Origin of the sequence: Methyloversatilis sp. RAC08 (assembly GCF_001713355.1) — a bacterium.
In the GTDB taxonomy this organism is placed as follows: domain Bacteria; phylum Pseudomonadota; class Gammaproteobacteria; order Burkholderiales; family Rhodocyclaceae; genus Methyloversatilis.
In genome coordinates, this window is the sequence record NZ_CP016448.1 from 1,063,330 (window position 1) to 1,080,085 (window position 16,756).

General features: G+C 67.5%; 18 protein-coding genes. 11 read left to right on the plus strand and 7 right to left on the minus strand.

What is annotated here, in order from left to right; genetic code table 11:
* Positions 1–101 precede the first annotated feature (101 nt).
* On the plus strand, positions 102–512 hold the full coding sequence (locus tag BSY238_RS04825; RefSeq protein ID WP_069038140.1) for a DsrE family protein: 411 nt from the start codon (positions 102–104) through the stop codon (positions 510–512).
* On the plus strand, positions 513–1,535 hold the full coding sequence (locus BSY238_RS19005) for a DUF1499 domain-containing protein (protein WP_083223924.1): 1,023 nt from the start codon (positions 513–515) through the stop codon (positions 1,533–1,535).
* 165 nt (positions 1,536–1,700) lie between these two features.
* Here the strand turns inward: BSY238_RS19005 and BSY238_RS04835 are convergent, their stop codons facing one another.
* A complete protein-coding gene (locus BSY238_RS04835) occupies positions 1,701–3,437 on the minus strand; it encodes an ATP-binding protein (RefSeq protein ID WP_069038141.1) in 1,737 nt (578 codons plus the stop codon).
* Between the two features lie 245 nt (positions 3,438–3,682).
* On the opposite strand from BSY238_RS04835, the gene BSY238_RS04840 reads away from it, so the two are divergent.
* Complete coding sequence (locus tag BSY238_RS04840; protein WP_069038142.1) at positions 3,683–4,375, plus strand: prepilin-type N-terminal cleavage/methylation domain-containing protein; 693 nt, start codon at positions 3,683–3,685, stop codon at positions 4,373–4,375.
* A 24-nt stretch (positions 4,376–4,399) separates the two neighbouring features.
* Here BSY238_RS04840 and BSY238_RS04845 read toward each other — a convergent pair whose 3' ends face one another.
* Positions 4,400–6,370, minus strand: coding sequence for a monovalent cation:proton antiporter family protein (locus BSY238_RS04845; protein ID WP_069038143.1), 1,971 nt, complete (start codon positions 6,368–6,370; stop codon positions 4,400–4,402).
* Between the two features lie 152 nt (positions 6,371–6,522).
* Here BSY238_RS04845 and BSY238_RS04850 point away from each other — a divergent pair, with 152 nt between their 5' ends.
* The 4 genes from BSY238_RS04850 to lptA are packed head-to-tail and all read left to right on the plus strand — an operon-like array spanning position 6,523 to position 9,207.
* Positions 6,523–7,512, plus strand: coding sequence for a KpsF/GutQ family sugar-phosphate isomerase (locus BSY238_RS04850; protein WP_069038144.1), 990 nt, complete (start codon positions 6,523–6,525; stop codon positions 7,510–7,512).
* Between the two features lie 2 nt (positions 7,513–7,514).
* Complete coding sequence (locus BSY238_RS04855; RefSeq protein ID WP_069038145.1) at positions 7,515–8,045, plus strand: KdsC family phosphatase; 531 nt, start codon at positions 7,515–7,517, stop codon at positions 8,043–8,045.
* Positions 8,042–8,617: an LPS export ABC transporter periplasmic protein LptC gene (lptC, locus tag BSY238_RS04860; RefSeq protein WP_069038146.1), complete on the plus strand. Its 576-nt coding sequence runs from the start codon at positions 8,042–8,044 to the stop codon at positions 8,615–8,617. Before BSY238_RS04855 ends, lptC begins: the two co-directional genes overlap by 4 nt.
* Complete coding sequence (lptA, locus tag BSY238_RS04865) at positions 8,614–9,207, plus strand: lipopolysaccharide transport periplasmic protein LptA (RefSeq protein ID WP_069038147.1); 594 nt, start codon at positions 8,614–8,616, stop codon at positions 9,205–9,207. Before lptC ends, lptA begins: the two co-directional genes overlap by 4 nt.
* Before the next feature lie 9 nt (positions 9,208–9,216).
* Here the strand turns inward: lptA and BSY238_RS04870 are convergent, their stop codons facing one another.
* Together BSY238_RS04870 and BSY238_RS04875 are read right to left on the minus strand one after the other, a co-directional pair.
* The gene (locus BSY238_RS04870) at positions 9,217–9,438 is read right to left on the minus strand and encodes a cysteine-rich CWC family protein (protein ID WP_069038148.1); all 222 of its coding nucleotides are present in this window, start codon (positions 9,436–9,438) and stop codon (positions 9,217–9,219) included.
* Positions 9,435–10,970, minus strand: a complete 1,536-nt coding sequence (locus BSY238_RS04875; RefSeq protein WP_069038149.1) for a malonate--CoA ligase — start codon at positions 10,968–10,970, stop codon at positions 9,435–9,437. Before BSY238_RS04875 ends, BSY238_RS04870 begins: the two co-directional genes overlap by 4 nt.
* A gap of 211 nt (positions 10,971–11,181) precedes the next feature.
* Between BSY238_RS04875 and pqqA the strand changes: the two genes are divergently transcribed.
* The 3 genes from pqqA (at position 11,182) to BSY238_RS04890 (ending at position 14,034) form a co-directional block, all read left to right on the plus strand.
* Positions 11,182–11,256: a pyrroloquinoline quinone precursor peptide PqqA gene (gene pqqA / locus BSY238_RS18955; protein ID WP_083224124.1), complete on the plus strand. Its 75-nt coding sequence runs from the start codon at positions 11,182–11,184 to the stop codon at positions 11,254–11,256.
* 145 nt (positions 11,257–11,401) lie between these two features.
* A complete protein-coding gene (locus tag BSY238_RS04885; RefSeq protein WP_069038150.1) occupies positions 11,402–12,271 on the plus strand; it encodes an MBL fold metallo-hydrolase in 870 nt (289 codons plus the stop codon).
* Entirely contained in the window at positions 12,268–14,034 is a 1,767-nt protein-coding gene (locus tag BSY238_RS04890) for a SulP family inorganic anion transporter (RefSeq protein WP_069038151.1), read from the plus strand. The genes BSY238_RS04885 and BSY238_RS04890 overlap by 4 nt, the downstream gene beginning before the upstream one ends.
* Here the strand turns inward: BSY238_RS04890 and BSY238_RS04895 are convergent.
* Positions 14,000–15,070, minus strand: a complete 1,071-nt coding sequence (locus BSY238_RS04895; protein WP_223300271.1) for an ankyrin repeat domain-containing protein — start codon at positions 15,068–15,070, stop codon at positions 14,000–14,002. The two genes, BSY238_RS04890 and BSY238_RS04895, sit on opposite strands and share 35 nt — an antisense overlap.
* A 74-nt stretch (positions 15,071–15,144) precedes the next feature.
* Here BSY238_RS04895 and BSY238_RS04900 point away from each other — a divergent pair, with 74 nt between their 5' ends.
* Positions 15,145–15,681, plus strand: a complete 537-nt coding sequence (locus BSY238_RS04900) for an energy transducer TonB (protein WP_069038152.1) — start codon at positions 15,145–15,147, stop codon at positions 15,679–15,681.
* A gap of 112 nt (positions 15,682–15,793) precedes the next feature.
* On the opposite strand, the gene BSY238_RS04905 is transcribed toward BSY238_RS04900, so the two are convergent.
* A complete protein-coding gene (locus BSY238_RS04905; RefSeq protein ID WP_069040461.1) occupies positions 15,794–15,964 on the minus strand; it encodes a DNA gyrase inhibitor YacG in 171 nt (56 codons plus the stop codon).
* 23 nt (positions 15,965–15,987) lie between these two features.
* The gene (gene zapD, locus BSY238_RS04910) at positions 15,988–16,743 is read right to left on the minus strand and encodes a cell division protein ZapD (protein WP_069038153.1); all 756 of its coding nucleotides are present in this window, start codon (positions 16,741–16,743) and stop codon (positions 15,988–15,990) included.
* Between the last annotated feature and the right edge of the window lie 13 nt (positions 16,744–16,756).

Here is a 16,756-nt window from a genome sequence, read left to right on the forward strand (position 1 = left end):
CTGTGCAAAGATGCGTGTCTTCAGGCACGGCGCACCGACGTGCCATCATGTCGCCGCCGTCACCATTTCCCTTTTCTGCAACGTCCCGGAAGGAAACCCGCATGTCACTCAGGTCCGCCCTGACCGCCTTTTTCGCACTCATCGTCTGCGCCGCGGCGCAGGCGGCGGATCGCCCGTCGCTGTTCCTGAACCTGACCACCGACAATTCGCAGCGCTCGGAAACCGGGCTCATCTTCGCGAAGAACCAGCTGGAGCGCGGCCACGCACTGACCGTGCTGCTGAACGATCAGGCCGTGCGCATGGGCAGCAGCACCAACCTGCGCAATTTCGTCAATCAGCAGAAGCTGCTGCGCGAACTGATGGGCAAAGGCGCCGTGGTACTGGTGTGCCGCGTGTGCATGCGCCACTACGGCGTGACCGAAGCCAGTCTGATGCAGGGCATGCAGCTCGACGACCCCGAGCGGGTCGGCGAAGCGCTGTTCCGCGACAACACGCGCACGCTGACCTGGTAGGTGCTGCAGGGCAAGCACGCGAAGCATGCACTGCATATATATACGGCGACATCGCTGACCACCCTGCCCGACGACCTGCCGGTGCCGCTCGACGACGGTGCGGCCGCCCATCTCGAAGGGATGCGTCTGCCCGCGCTGACGCTGCCGCGCACCGACGGCGGCACGACCGATCTCGCGGCGCTGCGCGGCCTGCACGTGATCTATGTGTATCCGATGACCGGCCGGCCGGATTCGCCGCTGCCCGACGGCTGGGACGCGATACCCGGCGCACGCGGCTGCACGCCGCAGTCGTGCGCCTTCCGCGACCACCATGCCGAGCTGGCTGCGCTGGGCGCCGGCGTGTTCGGGCTGAGCAGCCAGAGCGGCCACTACCAGCAGGAAGCTGCGGCGCGCCTGCTGCTGCCCTTTCCGCTGCTGAGCGACGACGGCCTGCAGCTGAAGGCAGCGCTGCGCCTGCCCACCTTCACCGCGGCCGGTCTGGAGCTGTACCGGCGGCTCACGCTGATCACCGACGACGCACGCATCCTCAAGGTGTTCTACCCGGTGTTTCCGCCCGATCGCAATGCCGCCGACGTACTGGCGTGGCTCAAGGAGCACACCATGAAAACCCGCGACACCGCGCTGGCCCTCGCTGCCTGCGCCGCCACCGCCCTCGCCGCCGATGCCGCCCCGCGCATGCTGACCCCCTGCCCCGACTCGCCGAACTGCGTGTCGACCCAGTCGGACAGCGCGGCGAAGATGGCGCCGATTCCCTTCAGCGGCGACGCCGCCGCCGCGCAGGCGCGCCTGAAGCAGGTCATCCTCGCCCAGCCTCGCGCCACCATCACCCGCGAAGAGCCCGGCTTCATCGCCGCCGAATTCCGCTCGCGCATTTTCCGCTTCGTCGATGCCGCAGAGTTCGCCATCGACGCCGGTGCATCGGTCATTCACTACCGCTCCGGTGCGCGCACGGGGTACTCCGATTTCGGCGTGAACCGCTCGCGCATGGAAGCGTTGGCGAAGGACTTCGCCGACGCGAAGTAGGCGCCCTCGGGAGCTGTCCCCGAGGGAACTGTCGCTGTGGGAGCGGCGGCCTGTGGGAGCGGCGGCCTCGCCGCGATTAATGCCGCGATGATCGTTGATCAACGCGCCGATCGCGGCGAGGCCGCCGCTCCCACAAAACCATCGCCGCTCCCGCAGCCCCGCCCTTCAGGCCGCGGCGGACTTGCTTTCCGCTTCCGGCGCCAGCACGAAGCGGACGCAGCCTTCGCGGTTGTGATCGAGCTGCAGGCGGAAGCCGCTGGCGCGGGCGAGCAGTGCCGACTGGTACAGACCGACACCCAGACCGCTGGCGGAGCCGACCGGCGCCTGCAGCAGGGTGTCGGCCAGATCGTCGGCGATGGCGCTGCCGCTGTCTTCGACCGACAGCCGGTCACCGCCGAGGCGGAGCACGATGGTGATGTCGGGTTCGGCCAGCCGCTTCTGCAGCGCGTTGCCGACCAGATTTTCGGCCACCGTCGTGTACAGCGCACCGGGCAACAGCTGGTCGGGTTCGGTCATGCCTTCGACCGTCACGCCCTGCCCGACGAAGTGCGCCGCGGTGGCCTGCAGCCATTCGGGGGCCGGCGTCCATTCGCCATCCACCGGCTGCGGGCGGCGCAGCTTGTCGAGCGTGGCTTCGAGGCGTGCGCTGATGACCGGCAGCTGGCGCGCCAGCAGCGCGTTGGCGCGGGCGGCACTGTCCGGGTCAGTGGCTTCGCGGGCGGCGAAACACAGGGTGTTGAGCGACTGCAGCAGATTCTTCACGTCGTGCGTCAGCCGAGCGCCGGTGTCGTGGATGGCCGAAAGGTAAGACAGACGGCGCAGTTCTTCGGTACGCAATTGGGCCTGGTAGAACTGGCCGAGCAGCTGCACCAGCAGGTTGAAGTGCCACAGCAGACCACCGGACAGCGGGCGCGCGGTGTACAGCGTCAGGTCGAGCAGCGGGTGTTCGAAGTCCTGCCGGTGCGCGGCGACCTCGCCGAAGCGGCGCGGTGGCATCGTGTTCGCACCGCTGCGGGTGCGCCACTCTCCGCCGCTGATCAGCGGCAGCGCGAGCAGTCGGTTGGCCGCGCGGGCGACGAATTCCTCCGGCCGGCTTTCTTCCTGCGACAACGACGCCAGACTTTCCAGCCAGCGCTCATAGGGCAGCGCCAGCGACAGCACGTAGCGGGTGAAGGCGACGCTGACGCCGCCGAAGCCGGCGCGCGGATTCCACGCCCAGCCCATCACCATCAATGCGGTGGCCAGCACGCCCAGCGTGGCGAGCAGCGCGCGCAGGTAATCGACACCGGCCAGCTGCATCGCCGCCAGCGTGCCCAGCACGAGTACCGCGAGCAGCAACAGCACGAAGGTGCCAGACACGAAGTCAAGTACTTCGCGATCGCGGTCGGCCCGCTCGCGACCGGGCACCAGCAGCATGACGGTCAAGGCCAGCGGCGCCAGCCACAGCCCGAGCGCATCGATGCCGGACGGCACCGGCAGGCCGGGCGGCAGCGCCCGCGGCAGTGCGATGGTCAGCAGCGCCGTGATCAGGTAGGCCAGTGCGCCGAGGTAGTAGATGCGCGGCCCGCGCGAACGCGAAAAGAACACCTTGCCGCCGACCAGACCGGCCAGCAGCAGCAGCCACAGGCTGAGCGCCAGCGGCCCGTAGAACCACAGGAACACGCCGACCAGCGCGCACAGCGCCGCCAGCACCGGCCATTCGATGCGGGACTGCGCGCGCAGCAGGGGTTGCCACAGCAGCAGCAGGCCGAGGTGGGGCAGCAGCAGCGCACGGCCGAACAGCAGGTCGTCATCCAGCCACAGCAGCAGATGCAGGCTGGTCAGCACGCCGAGCAGCAGCCAAGGCTGGGCCCGCGTCAGCCACATTACGCGCATGCGGCGCGGCACGGCAGGACGTCGCATCACGGTGTCGCCCTGCTTTCATCGGTCGTGGCGCGCCGCCGCGAAAGGTGACCGAATCGTGACAGGACTGACCGGATTCGGTCAGGTTGCACGCCGTTTGCACCGGAACAACCGGGTTGTGAACGGTCGTTCACCGTTGCCAATGAAAAAAATCGTTTCCAAATCAGCACAATCAAGGAAACACTCCCGGTATCGTCCGATCGGGCACGGAATCTGCATCGTCGGGACGCATACGGAGGATTCACATGAAAGCCAATCAACAAGGGTTCACGCTGGTCGAAATCGCCATCGTGCTCGTCATTATCGGTCTGCTGCTGGGCGGCGTGCTCAAGGGGCAGGAACTGATCAACAGCGCCAAGGCAAAAAGCCTGGTGAATGACTTCCGCACGATGTCGACCGCCGTGTACGCCTACCAGGACCGCTTCCGCTTCATGCCGGGCGACGATCCGGCCGTGGTGCAGCACGTCGCGGGCACGCTGGCCACCACGCCGGGCTCGCCAGAAACCCAGGGCAATGGCCGCATCGGCGGCAACTGGAACTCGACCACCGCGACCGATGAATCGCGTCTGGTGTGGCAGCACCTGCGCCTGGCCAACCTGCTGACCGGCCCGACCGTCGAAAGCGACCCGGCCTACCTGCCGCGCAACGCGGACAACGGCACCATCGGCATCACCAGCACCTCGCCGATCACGCCGGCCACCGGCAGCGGTCCGGATTCGCGGCCGATGACCGGCGCCTTCTTCATCTGTTCGTCCGGCATCACCGCCCGCCTCGCGCGTCAAGTCGATTCGACCATGGACGATGGCGTCACCAACACCGGCAACGTGCGCGCGATGATCGACGTCAATGGCACGCCGTCGGCGACGTCGACCGCGTCCAACATCGACGCCGCGGCCGAAACCGCAGCCGATCGCTACACGGTGTGCGTGGCGTTCTGACGTCGGGTTCGCAGGAATGGCCGCTCAGCCCTTGAGCAGGCGCGATTCGGCCTGAGCCAGTTCGGCCGGCGCGCCCAGCAGCACCACCACATCGCCGCTTTCGAACGCCAGGTCGGAACTGGGCTCCAGCGCCCGGATACCGCGCCGGCGGATCGCACTCACCTCGACGCGGATGTCGTTGAAGTGGAATTCATCGATGCGGTGTCCGATGGCCCAGGCGCCCGGTGCCAGCGGCACCGAATGCAGGCGCGTGTGCTGCTGATCGGTCGCCGCCTCTTCCGCCAGATGTTCGGCACCACGGTACAGCCCGCGCAACAGGTGGTAGCGGTCGCCGCGGAACTGGCGGATGCGCTTGAGCACGCGGTGCAGCGGAATTCCCAGCAGCACCAGCGCGTGGGTGGCCAGCATCAGTGACGATTCGAGCGACTCCGGCACCACTTCGGTGGCTCCGGCGGCCGACAGCTTGTCGTAGTCGCGCTCGTCGAAGGTGCGCACGACAACCGGCACTTCGGCATGCAGCTCATTGACCAGGTGGATCACGCGCAGCGCCGCCTCGGTGTCGACAAACGTGATGACGACGATGGACGCCCGCGTCAGCCCGGCCGCAATCAGCGTTTCGCGCTTGCCGGCGTCGCCGAACACCACCGTTTCGCCGGCCGCCGCGGCTTCGCGCACCCGCTCCGGATCGAGGTCGAGCGCGATGAATGAAATGCCCTCGTTCTCCAGGAAGCGCCCCAGATACTGACCGTTGCGGCCGTAGCCGCAGACGATGGCGTGACCGTCCGTGGCCAGCGACTGCGCCGCGATCGACGTGAGCTGCATCGAGCGCATCAGCCATTCCGACGGCACCAGCCGCAGCACGATGCGGTCGGCGTAGTGCGCGAGAAAAGGCGCGGTCAGCAGGCTCAGCAGCAGCGAGGCAAGCACGATCTGCAGGATGCGGTCGGGCAGCAGATTCGCCGAATCGGCCAGCGCCATCAGCACGAAGCCGAATTCGCCGCCGGCGCACAGCCACAGCCCGACGCGCAGCGCGGTGCCGGGCGACGAGCCGAAAAAGCGCGACGCCGACGCGGCCACCACGAACTTTCCGATCAGGATGAACAGCACCGTCACCAGCACGAAGAACAGCTCGGACAGCACCAATGCGAGGTTGAGCTTCATGCCGATGGTGACGAAGAACAGGCCGAGCAGCACGTCGCGGAACGGCTTGATGTCCTCTTCCACCTGATAGCGGTACTGGGTTTCCGAAATCAGCATGCCGGCCAGGAAGGCGCCAAGCGCCAGCGACAGCCCGGCGTGCTCGGTCGCGAACGCCATGCCCAGCGTCACCAGCAGCACATTGAGCATGAACAGTTCAGGTGACTTGCGCTGCGCCACGACGAAGAACCAGCGCTGCATCAGGCGTGGCCCCAGGTAGAGGATGAGGGTCAGCGCCACCGCCGCCTTCACGCCGGCCAGCGCCAGCGCTTCCATGCTTTCCTCGGCGCCAAGCGACAGCACAGGAATCACCACCAGGAAAGGCACGACAGCCAGATCCTGGAACAGCAGCACGCCGATCACCTGCCGGCCGTGCGCGGAATCAAGTTCCAGCCGCTCGACCAGCAGCTTGATCAGCACCGCGGTGGACGACATCGCGATCGCCGCGCCGACGGCGACCGCACCCTTGATGCTCAGCCCGAACAGCCAGGCGAACGTGATGACGCCCAACACCGACAGCGCGACCTGCATGCCGCCCAGGCCGAACACCACGCGCTTCATCGAAAACAGCTTGGGCAGCGAGAATTCGAGCCCGATCGAAAACATCAGGAACACGATGCCGTACTCGGCGAACTGTCGCGCCTCGTCGGTATCGGGAATGAACGCCAGCGCGTGCGGGCCGGCCAGCGCACCGACCAGCAGGTAACCGAGAATGGGCGGCAGGCCGACGCTGCGGAAAAGACCGACCACCAGCACCGAAGCGGCGAGCAACAGCAGGACCAGCTCGAGTGCGGACATGGTGGGCAAGAAGGGGCGGCAGGGCCATGAGCGGATGGCCGGCCGCCTGCCGTGGGCAGGTTGTTATAATCCGCTTCGATCATAACCGATCCACCCGAACGCCCGCGCTGCGGGCACCTGCCGGATCAACCGGGCCTTCCCCCGCCAGACGCATGACACACAGTCCCCCGCCCGTCACCGAACACATCGTCGCCGCAGCCCGTCGCGTGCTCGACATCGAGGCCCGTGCAATCGACGCGCTGTCCGATCGCCTGGGCGACGACTTCGCCGCCGCGGTTCGGCTGGTGCTCGACAGCACCGGCCGCGTCATCGTCAGCGGTCTGGGCAAGTCCGGCCACATCGCGCGCAAGATCGCCGCGACGATGGCCAGCACCGGCACGCCGGCCTATTTCGTCCATGCCGCCGAAGCACTGCACGGCGACCTGGGCATGATCCATCGCGACGATGTGCTGATCGCGCTGTCCAATTCCGGCGAAACCGCCGAGCTGCTGGCGGTGGTGCCACTGGTGCGCCGGCAGGGTGGCCGCACGATTGCAATGACCGGCAAGCCGGATTCGACGCTGGCACGGCTGGCTGACGTGCATCTGGACGCCGGCGTTGCGACCGAAGCCTGTTCGCTGAATCTTGCCCCGACCGCCAGCACCACCTGCGCGCTGGCGCTCGGCGACGCGCTGGCGGTCGCGCTGCTCGACGCGCGCGGCTTCCGCGAGGACGACTTCGCACGCAGCCACCCGGGCGGTGCACTTGGCCGCCGCCTGCTGACCCATGTGCGCGACGTGATGCGCGCGCGCGCCGACGTACCGACGGTGGGGGTCGACAGCACGGTGACCGAAGCGCTGCTGCAGGTGACGCGTGGCGGCATGGGCATGACAGTGGTGCTGGACGAAGCCGGTGGCGTGGCCGGAGTGTTCACCGACGGCGACCTGCGACGCGCGATCGACCGCCTGGGCGACGTGCGCACGGTACCGGTGGCCGACGTGATGAGTCGTCAGCCGCGCTCGATCAGCGAGGCGAAGCTGGCCGCCGAAGCGGCCGAGGTGATGGAACGCAACCGGGTCAACCAGCTGCTGGTGACCGACGAACATGGCGCACTGGCCGGCGCGCTGAGCATGCACGACCTGATGCAGGCCAAGGTGATCTGAACATGGACAGCACTGCAGTTCGCACGTTGGCGGGCCAGATCCGCCTGATGGGTTTCGACGTCGATGGCGTCATGACCGACGGCACGATCTGGTTCGGCCCGGACGGCGACCTGATGAAGGGCTTCAACACGCTGGACGGACACGGCCTGAAGATGCTGGCTGGCGCCGGCGTCGAAATCGTCATCATTTCCGGCCGTTCGTCGGCGGCGGTGCGGCACCGCGCGGCCAATCTCGGCATCACCACCGCACTGCTCGGCGTCGAGAACAAGCGCGACGCGATGCGCGAACTGGCGGCCGAGCGCGGCATTGCGCTGGAGCACTGCGGCTACATGGGCGACGACATCGTCGACCTGCCGGTGATGCGCGCCTGCGGTTTTTCGGCGGCGCCGGCCAACGCCCACTTCTTCGTGCTCCAGCACGCGCGCTGGATCGCCGAGGCCGACGGCGGCCGCGGCGCGGTGCGCGAGGTGTGCGAATACCTGCTCGACGCACGCGGCGCGCTCGACGCGCTGCTGCAGGACTGTCTGCGTTGAACCGACGCATCCAGCAGGCGCTGCCGCTGCTCATCCTGATCGCGCTCGCCGGCATGACGATCTGGCTGGAGCGCACGACGCGCATCGAAGACAAGCCGTCGAGCGGCAGCCTGCGCCACGACCCCGATGTGATCATCGACAATTTCACGCTGTACCGCTACGACGAAACCGGTGCGATCCAGCACACCCTGACCGCCCGGCAGATGCGTCACTACCCGGACGACGACTCGGCCGAACTCGACCACCCGACGCTGCGCTACGAAGGCAAGCTGGCGCCGACCCACATCAGCTCCGAACGCGCGCTGCTGACCAAGGATGGCAAGGAAGCCATCCTGCGCGACAATGTGCGCGTGCTGCGGGAAGCCAGTCCGGGCCGGGCCGAAATGACGCTGGCGACCAGCCTGCTGTATGTCTATCCGGAAGAGGAAATCGCGCGCACCGATCAGCCGGTGCGCATGACGCAGGGCAAGTCGGTGGCGACCGGCGTTGGCATGGTCGCTGACCGCATCAAGGAAAACTACGTACTCGAATCGCGCGTCAAAGCCACCATAGAAAGAGCCCGCCGCCCATGATTTCGCGTCAGATCACTGCCGCATTGACCACCCTGGCCCTGCTGCTGGCAGCCGGCCTGCCCGCCACCGCTCGCGCCGAACGTGCCGACCGCGACAAGCCGGTCAATCTGGAAGCCGACAAGGTGACGGTGGATGACCGCACGAAAACCCACAATTTCGAAGGCAATGTGGTGTTTACGCAGGGCACGCTGACCATCAAGGCCAACAAGGTCGTGGTGACGCAGGATGCCACCGGCTACCAGAAGGGCGTGGCCACCGGCGGCGAAAACGGTCTGGCGCGCTTCCGGCAGAAGCGCGACGGTCAGGACCTGTGGATGGAAGGCGAGGCGGAGCGCATCGAGCATGACGCCAAGACCGAAATCACCCGCTTCTACGTGCGCGCCCACGTGAAGAGCGGCGGCGACGAGGTGCGCGGCCAGTACATCGAATACAACTCGATCAGCGAAAACTACACGGTCACCAACTCGGCCGACGCCAAGGCGGTACCGTCAGGCGGCGACCAGTCGAAGCGGGTGCGCGCCATCATCCAGCCCAAGAGCGCACCGGCGGGGGCACCGGCCGCGACGCCCGAGGCGGCACCCAAGCCCTGAGGCCGTGCGTCAGGCGGGCCCGGACGTCTGCGTGTTCGTCCGTGTTTCCGTCAACTCGCGCAGACAGGCCAGACACAGGCAACCAACATTGCGTTCGCGCAGATCCGCCAGCATGTCGGCGTCGATCTTCAGGGTGAAGCAGTCGCAGGGCACCGGCCCGGCTGCGCCGCAGGTGAAGCGGCCACCACAGCGCGGGCAGCGGTCGGGTGGATCGGCGACCGGCGCGTTCATGCGGCGAACAGCGCGCGGTGCGCGTCGCGCAGCAGGTTCTTCTGCACCTTGCCCATCGTGTTGCGCGGCAGCTCCGACACGATGAACAGCCGCTTGGGCACCTTGAAGTTGGCGATCTGCGCCTTCAGCCGTGCCGTCATCGCGGCCGCGTCGAGCGCCATACCCGGCTTGGCGACCACGATGGCGACCACCGCCTCGCCGAAATCCGCGTGCGGCACACCGACCACCGCCGATTCGGCCACGCCCGGCATGTCGTTGATGACGCTCTCGATTTCGGCCGGATACACGTTGTAGCCACCGCTGATGATCAGGTCCTTGCTGCGGCCGACGATGGTCACGTAGCCATCGGCACTCAGATGGCCGACGTCCCCGGTCATGAACCAGCCGTCGGCGGTGAATTCGGCGGCGGTCTTTTCCGGCATGCGCCAGTAGCCCTTGAACACATTCGGCCCGCGCACTTCGATGCCACCGATGTCGCCCGTCGGCAGCGATTGCCCGCGGTCGTCGCGCACCCGCAGGCTGACGCCCGGGAGCGCCGGCCCGACCGTACCGCCGCGGCGCTGATCTTCCGGCCGGTAGGGGTTGGACGTGAGCATCGCGGTTTCGCTCATGCCGTAACGCTCCAGTATCGTGTGGCCGGTGCGCTGCCGGAATTCGCGGAAGGTTTCGATCAGCAGTGGCGCCGAACCGCTGATGAACAGCCGCATGCTGCGGCAGGTGTCCTTCGTGAAGCCCGGTTCGGCCAGCAGGCGCACGTACAGCGTCGGCACGCCCATGAAGACCGTGGCTTCGGGCAGGCGCGCCGCCACCGCGCGCGGATCGAAACGGCTGAACCAGATCATGCGGCTGCCATTGAGCAGCGCGCCGTGCGAGGCGACGAACAGCCCATGCACGTGGAAGATCGGCAGCGCGTGCAGCAGCACATCGCCCGGCTGCCAGCCCCACACGTCTTTCAGCACCTGAGCGTTCGACAGCAGGTTGCCGTGCGTCAGCATGGCGCCCTTGCTGCGGCCGGTCGTGCCGCTGGTGTACAGGATCGCCGCCAGATCGTCGGCAGCGCGCAGCGCCGGCGTGTGGCGGTCGCTGTGCGGTGCGGCGGCGTCGAGCAGGCTGCCGCTGCGGTCGTCTTCCAGCGTGAACACATATGGCGTACCCAGACGCGCGGCGAGATCGCTCACCCATCTGACATTCTTCTCGGTGCATACGACGACCGCCGGCTCCGCGTTGCCGATGAAATATTCGACCTCGCCCGCCTGATAGGCGGTGTTCAGCGGCAGGTAGATGTGGCCGGCGCGCAGCACGGCGAGGTAGAGCATCAGCGCCTCGACGCTCTTTTCCGTCTGCACCGCGATGCGGCTTTCCGGCGGCAGCGCGAGCGAATCGATCAGGTTGGCCAGCATGGCCGTGCCGCGTTCAAGATCGCGCCAAGTGTAGTACAGCGTATCGGGCGTGTCGGCGGTTTCGATGGCGACTGCATCGACATCGTCCGGAAAGGCTGCGCGCAGCGCGCAGAACAGGTTTTCCTGCGTCATGTTCGGGTTGTCCGTTATTTTGCGCGCGGAGTATGGCGGCCGGCCGGTGGCAGCGTCAATCGGCCGCGATCATGAAAATCATGGGCCTTCTTTCGTGCGCATCCTCAGGTGCGCCGAGGCGGCTGCGTCCATCATTCAATCCATGCACGGCAGACGCCGCTGCAGCGCGAAAGACCTGATGCAGTACGCAGTACACACCAAGGAGACTGAAATGAACTGGCAAACCCCGAAGGCGACCGACCTGCGTTTTGGCTTTGAAATCACGATGTACATCGCCAACCGCTGAATGGCGCGGCAGTACAGGCAGGGAAAAAAACGGCGGGCACTCCCGCCGTTTTTCATGGGTGACGCCGCATACGAAGGTGACTGCAGTTACTGACGCGGCGTAGCAAGCGATATAAGGTGCTCCCATCCGATTCACGGGAGCATTCATGTCCAGCAGTTCGATGCAGATCGAAGCCTTCTTCGATGAGGCAACCAGCACGGTGAGCTACATCGTGCTCGACCGCAGCACACAGGCGTGCGCCATCGTCGACAGCGTGCTCGACTACGATCCCAAGGCCGGCCGCACCTCGACACAGTCGGCCGACCGGCTGATCGCGCGGGTGCGCGAACTTGGCGCGCGGCTCGACTGGATACTGGAAACCCATGTGCATGCCGACCATCTGTCGGCAGCGCCGCATCTGCGCGCACAGCTCGGCGGACAGCTGGGCATCGGTTCCCACATCGTCACCGTGCAGAAGGTGTTCGGCAGCCTGTTCAACGCAGGCGACGATTTCGCGCGCGACGGCCGCCAGTTCGACCGGCTGTTCGCGGACGGCGACAGCTTCACGATCGGCTCGCTGACCGCGCGCGCGCTGCACACGCCGGGTCACACGCCCGCCTGCATGAGCTATGTGATCGAGGACGCGGTGTTCGTCGGCGATACGCTGTTCATGCCCGACTACGGCACCGCGCGCTGCGACTTCCCGGGCGGCGACGCGCGCACGCTGTACCGCTCGGTGCGCCGCTTGCTGTCGCTGCCACCGCAGACGCGCCTGTTCATGTGCCACGACTACCCGCCGGGCGGCCGCGCCCCCGCGTGGGAAAGTACGGTCGAGGAGCAGCGCGTGCACAACATCCACGTGCATGACGGCATCGCCGAAGACGATTTCGTCGCCATGCGCACCGCGCGCGACGCCACGCTCGACATGCCGGTGCTGATCCTGCCATCGGTGCAGGTCAACATGCGGGCCGGCCACCTGCCCGAGCCGGAAGACAACGGCATGCGTTACCTGAAGATTCCGCTCAACGCGCTGTGAGCCGCGCGACGCACCCGGTCACGACTGCCGGCGCGTGGGCGCGCTGGCTGCCGGTGCTCGGCTGGGCACCGCGCTATGACCGTCCGACCTTTGGCGCCGACCTGCTTGCCGCGCTCATCGTCACGCTGATGCTGATTCCGCAGAGCCTGGCCTACGCCCAGCTGGCCGGGCTGCCGCCACAGGTCGGGCTGTATGCCAGCATTGCGCCGCTGTTCGCCTACGCACTGTTCGGCAGCAGCCACGCGCTGTCGGTCGGACCGGTGGCCGTCGTGTCGCTGATGACCGCCGCTGCGGTCGGTTCGCTCGGCCTGGTGGATGAGGCGGCACGACTGCAGGCTGCGCTGACGCTGGCCTTCGTGTCCGGTGTCATGCTCACCGTGATGGGCGCGCTCCGGCTGGGCTTTCTGGCCAGCTTCCTCAGTCACCCGGTCGTATCCGGCTTCGTCACCGCGTCGTCGCTGCTGATCGCGCTGAGCCAGCTCAAGCACCTGCTCGGCATACAGGCCAGCGGCGACACGCTGCCCGATCTGCTGCCCGGCCTGATCGCCAACCTGCCCGACACCCACCTGCCCACCGCAGCACTGGGCGCCGGCGTGCTGATCTTCCTCTACTGGACGCGCAGCCGGCTCAAGCCGCTGCTGCTGATCCGGCTCGGCCTGTCCGCGCGTGCGGCCGACACCTGCGCCAAGGCCGGGCCGGTGGTTGCCGTGCTCGGCAGCACCGCGCTGGTGTGGGCCTTGCGCCTCGACCAGATCGGCGTGCGCAAGGTGGGCGACATTCCGGCCGGACTGCCGCCGCTGACCCTGCCCTCCTTCGACCCCGCGCTGCTGTCGCAACTGCTGCTGCCGGCACTGCTGATCAGCATCATCGGCTTCGTGGAATCGGTATCGGTGGCGCAGACCTTCGCCGCCAAACGCCGGCTGCGCATCGAACCGGATCAGGAACTGGTCGGTCTCGGCGCGTCCAACCTCGCAGCCGCCTTCACCGGCGGCTACCCGGTGACCGGCGGCTTTTCGCGCTCGGTGGTGAATTTCGACGCCGGCGCCGCGACCCCGGCCGCCGGCGCCTTCACCGCAATCGGCATCGCGCTTGCCGCGCTGGCGCTGACGCCACTGCTGCACTATCTGCCGCAGGCCACGCTGGCGGCGACCATCGTAGTGGCCATCATGACGCTCGTCGACACCGACACGCTGCGCCGCACCTGGCGCAGTTCGCGCACCGATTTCGCGGCGGTGGTGACCACGCTGGGTGTCACCCTGCTCGCTGGCGTCGAAACCGGAGTCGGCGCCGGCGTGCTGCTGACACTGCTCACACTGCTGTGGCACGCCAGCCGGCCGCACATGGCGGTGGTCGGGCGCGTGCCGGGTACCGAGCACTACCGGAATGTCGATCGTCATCGGGTCGAAACCGATCCTGCGCTGATCGGACTGCGGGTGGACGAAGGTCTCAATTTCATGAATGCGCGCCAGGTCGAGGACCGCATGCTCGCGCTGGTCGCTGCCCAGCCTGCCGCGCAGCACGTGGTGCTTCAGTGTTCGGCGGTGAATGACATCGACGCCAGCGCGCTCGAAATGCTGGAAAGCGTGGCGCACCGGCTGCGCGACATGGGCGTGCTGCTGCACCTGTCGGAGGTGAAGGGTCCGGTGATGGACAAGCTGGAACGCACCGACCTGCTGGCGCAGCTCGGCGGCCGGGTGTTCCTGTCACATCACGAAGCGGTCACGGCCCTCACGGCGCCCGGATCTTCTCCACCGCCGCCCTGAAGCGCTTGCGAAGTTCTTCGGTCGGCTGACCGGCCGCCTGCGCCGCCTCGATGGCGCGCAGGATGTCCAGAGCACCGGCGTCGGCCGCCAGCGTCTGCGCCGCCGGCGTCGCCGCGCCGGATACCAGCTCGGCGCGCTCGGCGCCCGGCTTGCCTCGTTTGGCGGAAATGACCAGCGCCGATGGCGCCGCCTTGACCGTCTGCCGGGTTGCAGTGCTGCGATGGCTCTCCACCGCGGCGAGGAACTGCTTGCGCAGCGCAGCCGTCGGCTGTCCACGCGCTTCGGCTTCGCGCAACTTCTTCAGCAGGGCGGCCACATCGGGCGGCGCCGGCACAGATGCCTGCGGCGGCGGAGCAGGCGGCGCCGGTTGCGCCTTGACGGCAGCGACCACCTCTTCCGAGGGCGCGACCAGCCCGGCAATGCGCAGCCGGTTGTAGCGCAGCGCCCAGGCCAGCGCATTCTCGCCGCGATCGGACACGGCATTCGTGCTGGCCCCGGCTTCGACCAGCGCGCGGACGATGGTTTCGTGGCCTTCGCGCACCGCCATCATCAACGGCGTCGACAGGTTGGGCGCGCGCGCATCGAGCTTCGCGCCGCGCGCGATGAGCAGGTCGGCGATGCGCCGGTGACCGGCGAACGCGGCGTAATGCAGCGCGCCCCAGGTCTTGTCCGGTGGATCGAGCGACGCACCGCGCTCGATCAGCCATTCGACCGCCTTCTGATGGCCTCGCCAAGCCGCGAGCGCAATCGCCTGTTCGCCGATGCGGCTGATGTAATCGATGTTGGCACCGCGTTCGAGAAACAGCTGCATCAGTTCGATATTGCCGTCCCAGGCGGCGATCATCATGCCGCTGCCCACGGTGTCGGCCTCGAAATCCGGCGGCAGACCTTCGTCCAGCCAGCGGGTCGCCGAGCGGATGTCGCCCATTTCCATCGCGCGGCCGAAACGCGCCGGATCAGGCAGTTGCGCCAGTGCGGGCGGGATCAGGCAGAGCGCCAGCAGCAGCGCGGCAAGGCATCGGATGGTTCGAATCAAGTGCGTCCCCGTGAAGGCGGCCCGGTGGGTCGGGCACAATAGAGGCCGACAGTCTAACGATCCCGTCCGCCGGTTTGTCCCGCCTGAAACTTCATTTCGCACTTGCACTGTCCGCGCTGACGCACGCCCTGTTCCTGCTGTGGCCCGAACGCGCGGCCGAAGCGCCGCGCCCCGAGCCGGCGCCGGCACTGCAGGCCCGGCTGCAGAATGCGCCTGCGGCCCCGGTCCCGACCGCGCCTGAGCTCGCGCCGGATGAGCCGCTGCTGAAGGACACGCGCAGCGAACAGGCTGCGCCGACACCCCGCCCGCCACCGGTCGTCCAGGCCCCGCGCGGCACGACCGCCACCGCCAAAGCACGCGAGCAGGCGCAGCAGAAGCTGAACCGTCATGTGTTCTACCCGCCGGAGGCGATCGAGCGGGAACTGGAAGGGGAAGTGACACTGCGCCTGCTGCTCGACGCGTCGGGCCGGGTCAGCGACGCCGCCGTGCTGGCTGGCAGCGGTCACGCGATTCTGGACCGGGCAGCGCTCAACGCCGCCAGGCAGATCGGCCGCATCGACGCCGGCGGCGCACGCGAATTGCTGCTGCCGGTGGTGTTCCGGCTGGATTGACGCGGCGAAGACACCCGCCGGCCGTGGACAACAATAGAAACGACGTCCTTGTGGGAGCGGTGATCGGCACCGGCCCCCTGTGGGAGCGGCGGCCTCGTTCCGCCAGACCGCCCTACGAAATGTCTTCGTCCGGCGGCAGTTCGGGCGACGCATCCGGCACGCGGTACTCCTCGTTCGCCCAGGCGACGAAATCGGAATTCTTGCAGCGCGGGCTGCAGAACGGCCGCGCCGGATTCGACGGCGCATAGACGGCCGGTTGGCCGCAGCGCGGACAGGTGACGATGCGCCCGCCGGTGCCCGGCGTGCTCACAGGTTGCAGAACGTCAGTTCGAAGCCGACGTCGGTTTCGGTCACGCGCGGACGGGCGTGGCCGCCGGGCGCAACGAAACGGATGTTGAGCGCGTACTTGTTGGCACTGATTTCAGGCGTGACGGCTTCGTCCATCGACACGCGCAGGCGCAGCATCTGCGCCGATTTGCCGCCCATCATCTGCTGGAACGCACCACTGCCGGCGATGTGGCGCTCCGGCCGGCCGCTGGCGCGCAGCAGACGCAGCACAATGGTCAGGCCGTCGCGGATCGGCAGCATCGGCGTCAGCCAGCCAACCAGATCGGCCTGGCGCAGCGACGGATCGCGGTGGCACCAGTAGTGGTACGACGGCAGGTCGAATTCGCACAGACCGCCCGGGATCGCAGTGCGGCTCTTGATGCTCATGAGCCAGTCGTTCTCGCGCAGGTACTGGCCGATCTTGCCGGCCATCGACAGCAGCGCCGCGCTCGCCTGCTCGATCTCGTACAGCGCGCCGGACAGGGCTTCTTCGGAAATATCGGGATTGTTGCGGAAGGACATCAGCGTCTGGCGCTGCCGCTCCAGTTCCTGCACCAGATCGACCTTCAGATCGGCACGCGATGCAACTTCGAGAATCTCGAACAGGCCGACCAGTGCAACGTGATGTTCATGCGCGCCGTCGGCGCGCATGAAATGCTGCGTGCGTTCGAACAGGTCCTCCAGGCGCAGCAGCGTGCGGATGCGCTCGTTCAGAGGATATTCGTATGTAATCACAGGGGCTTGTCCG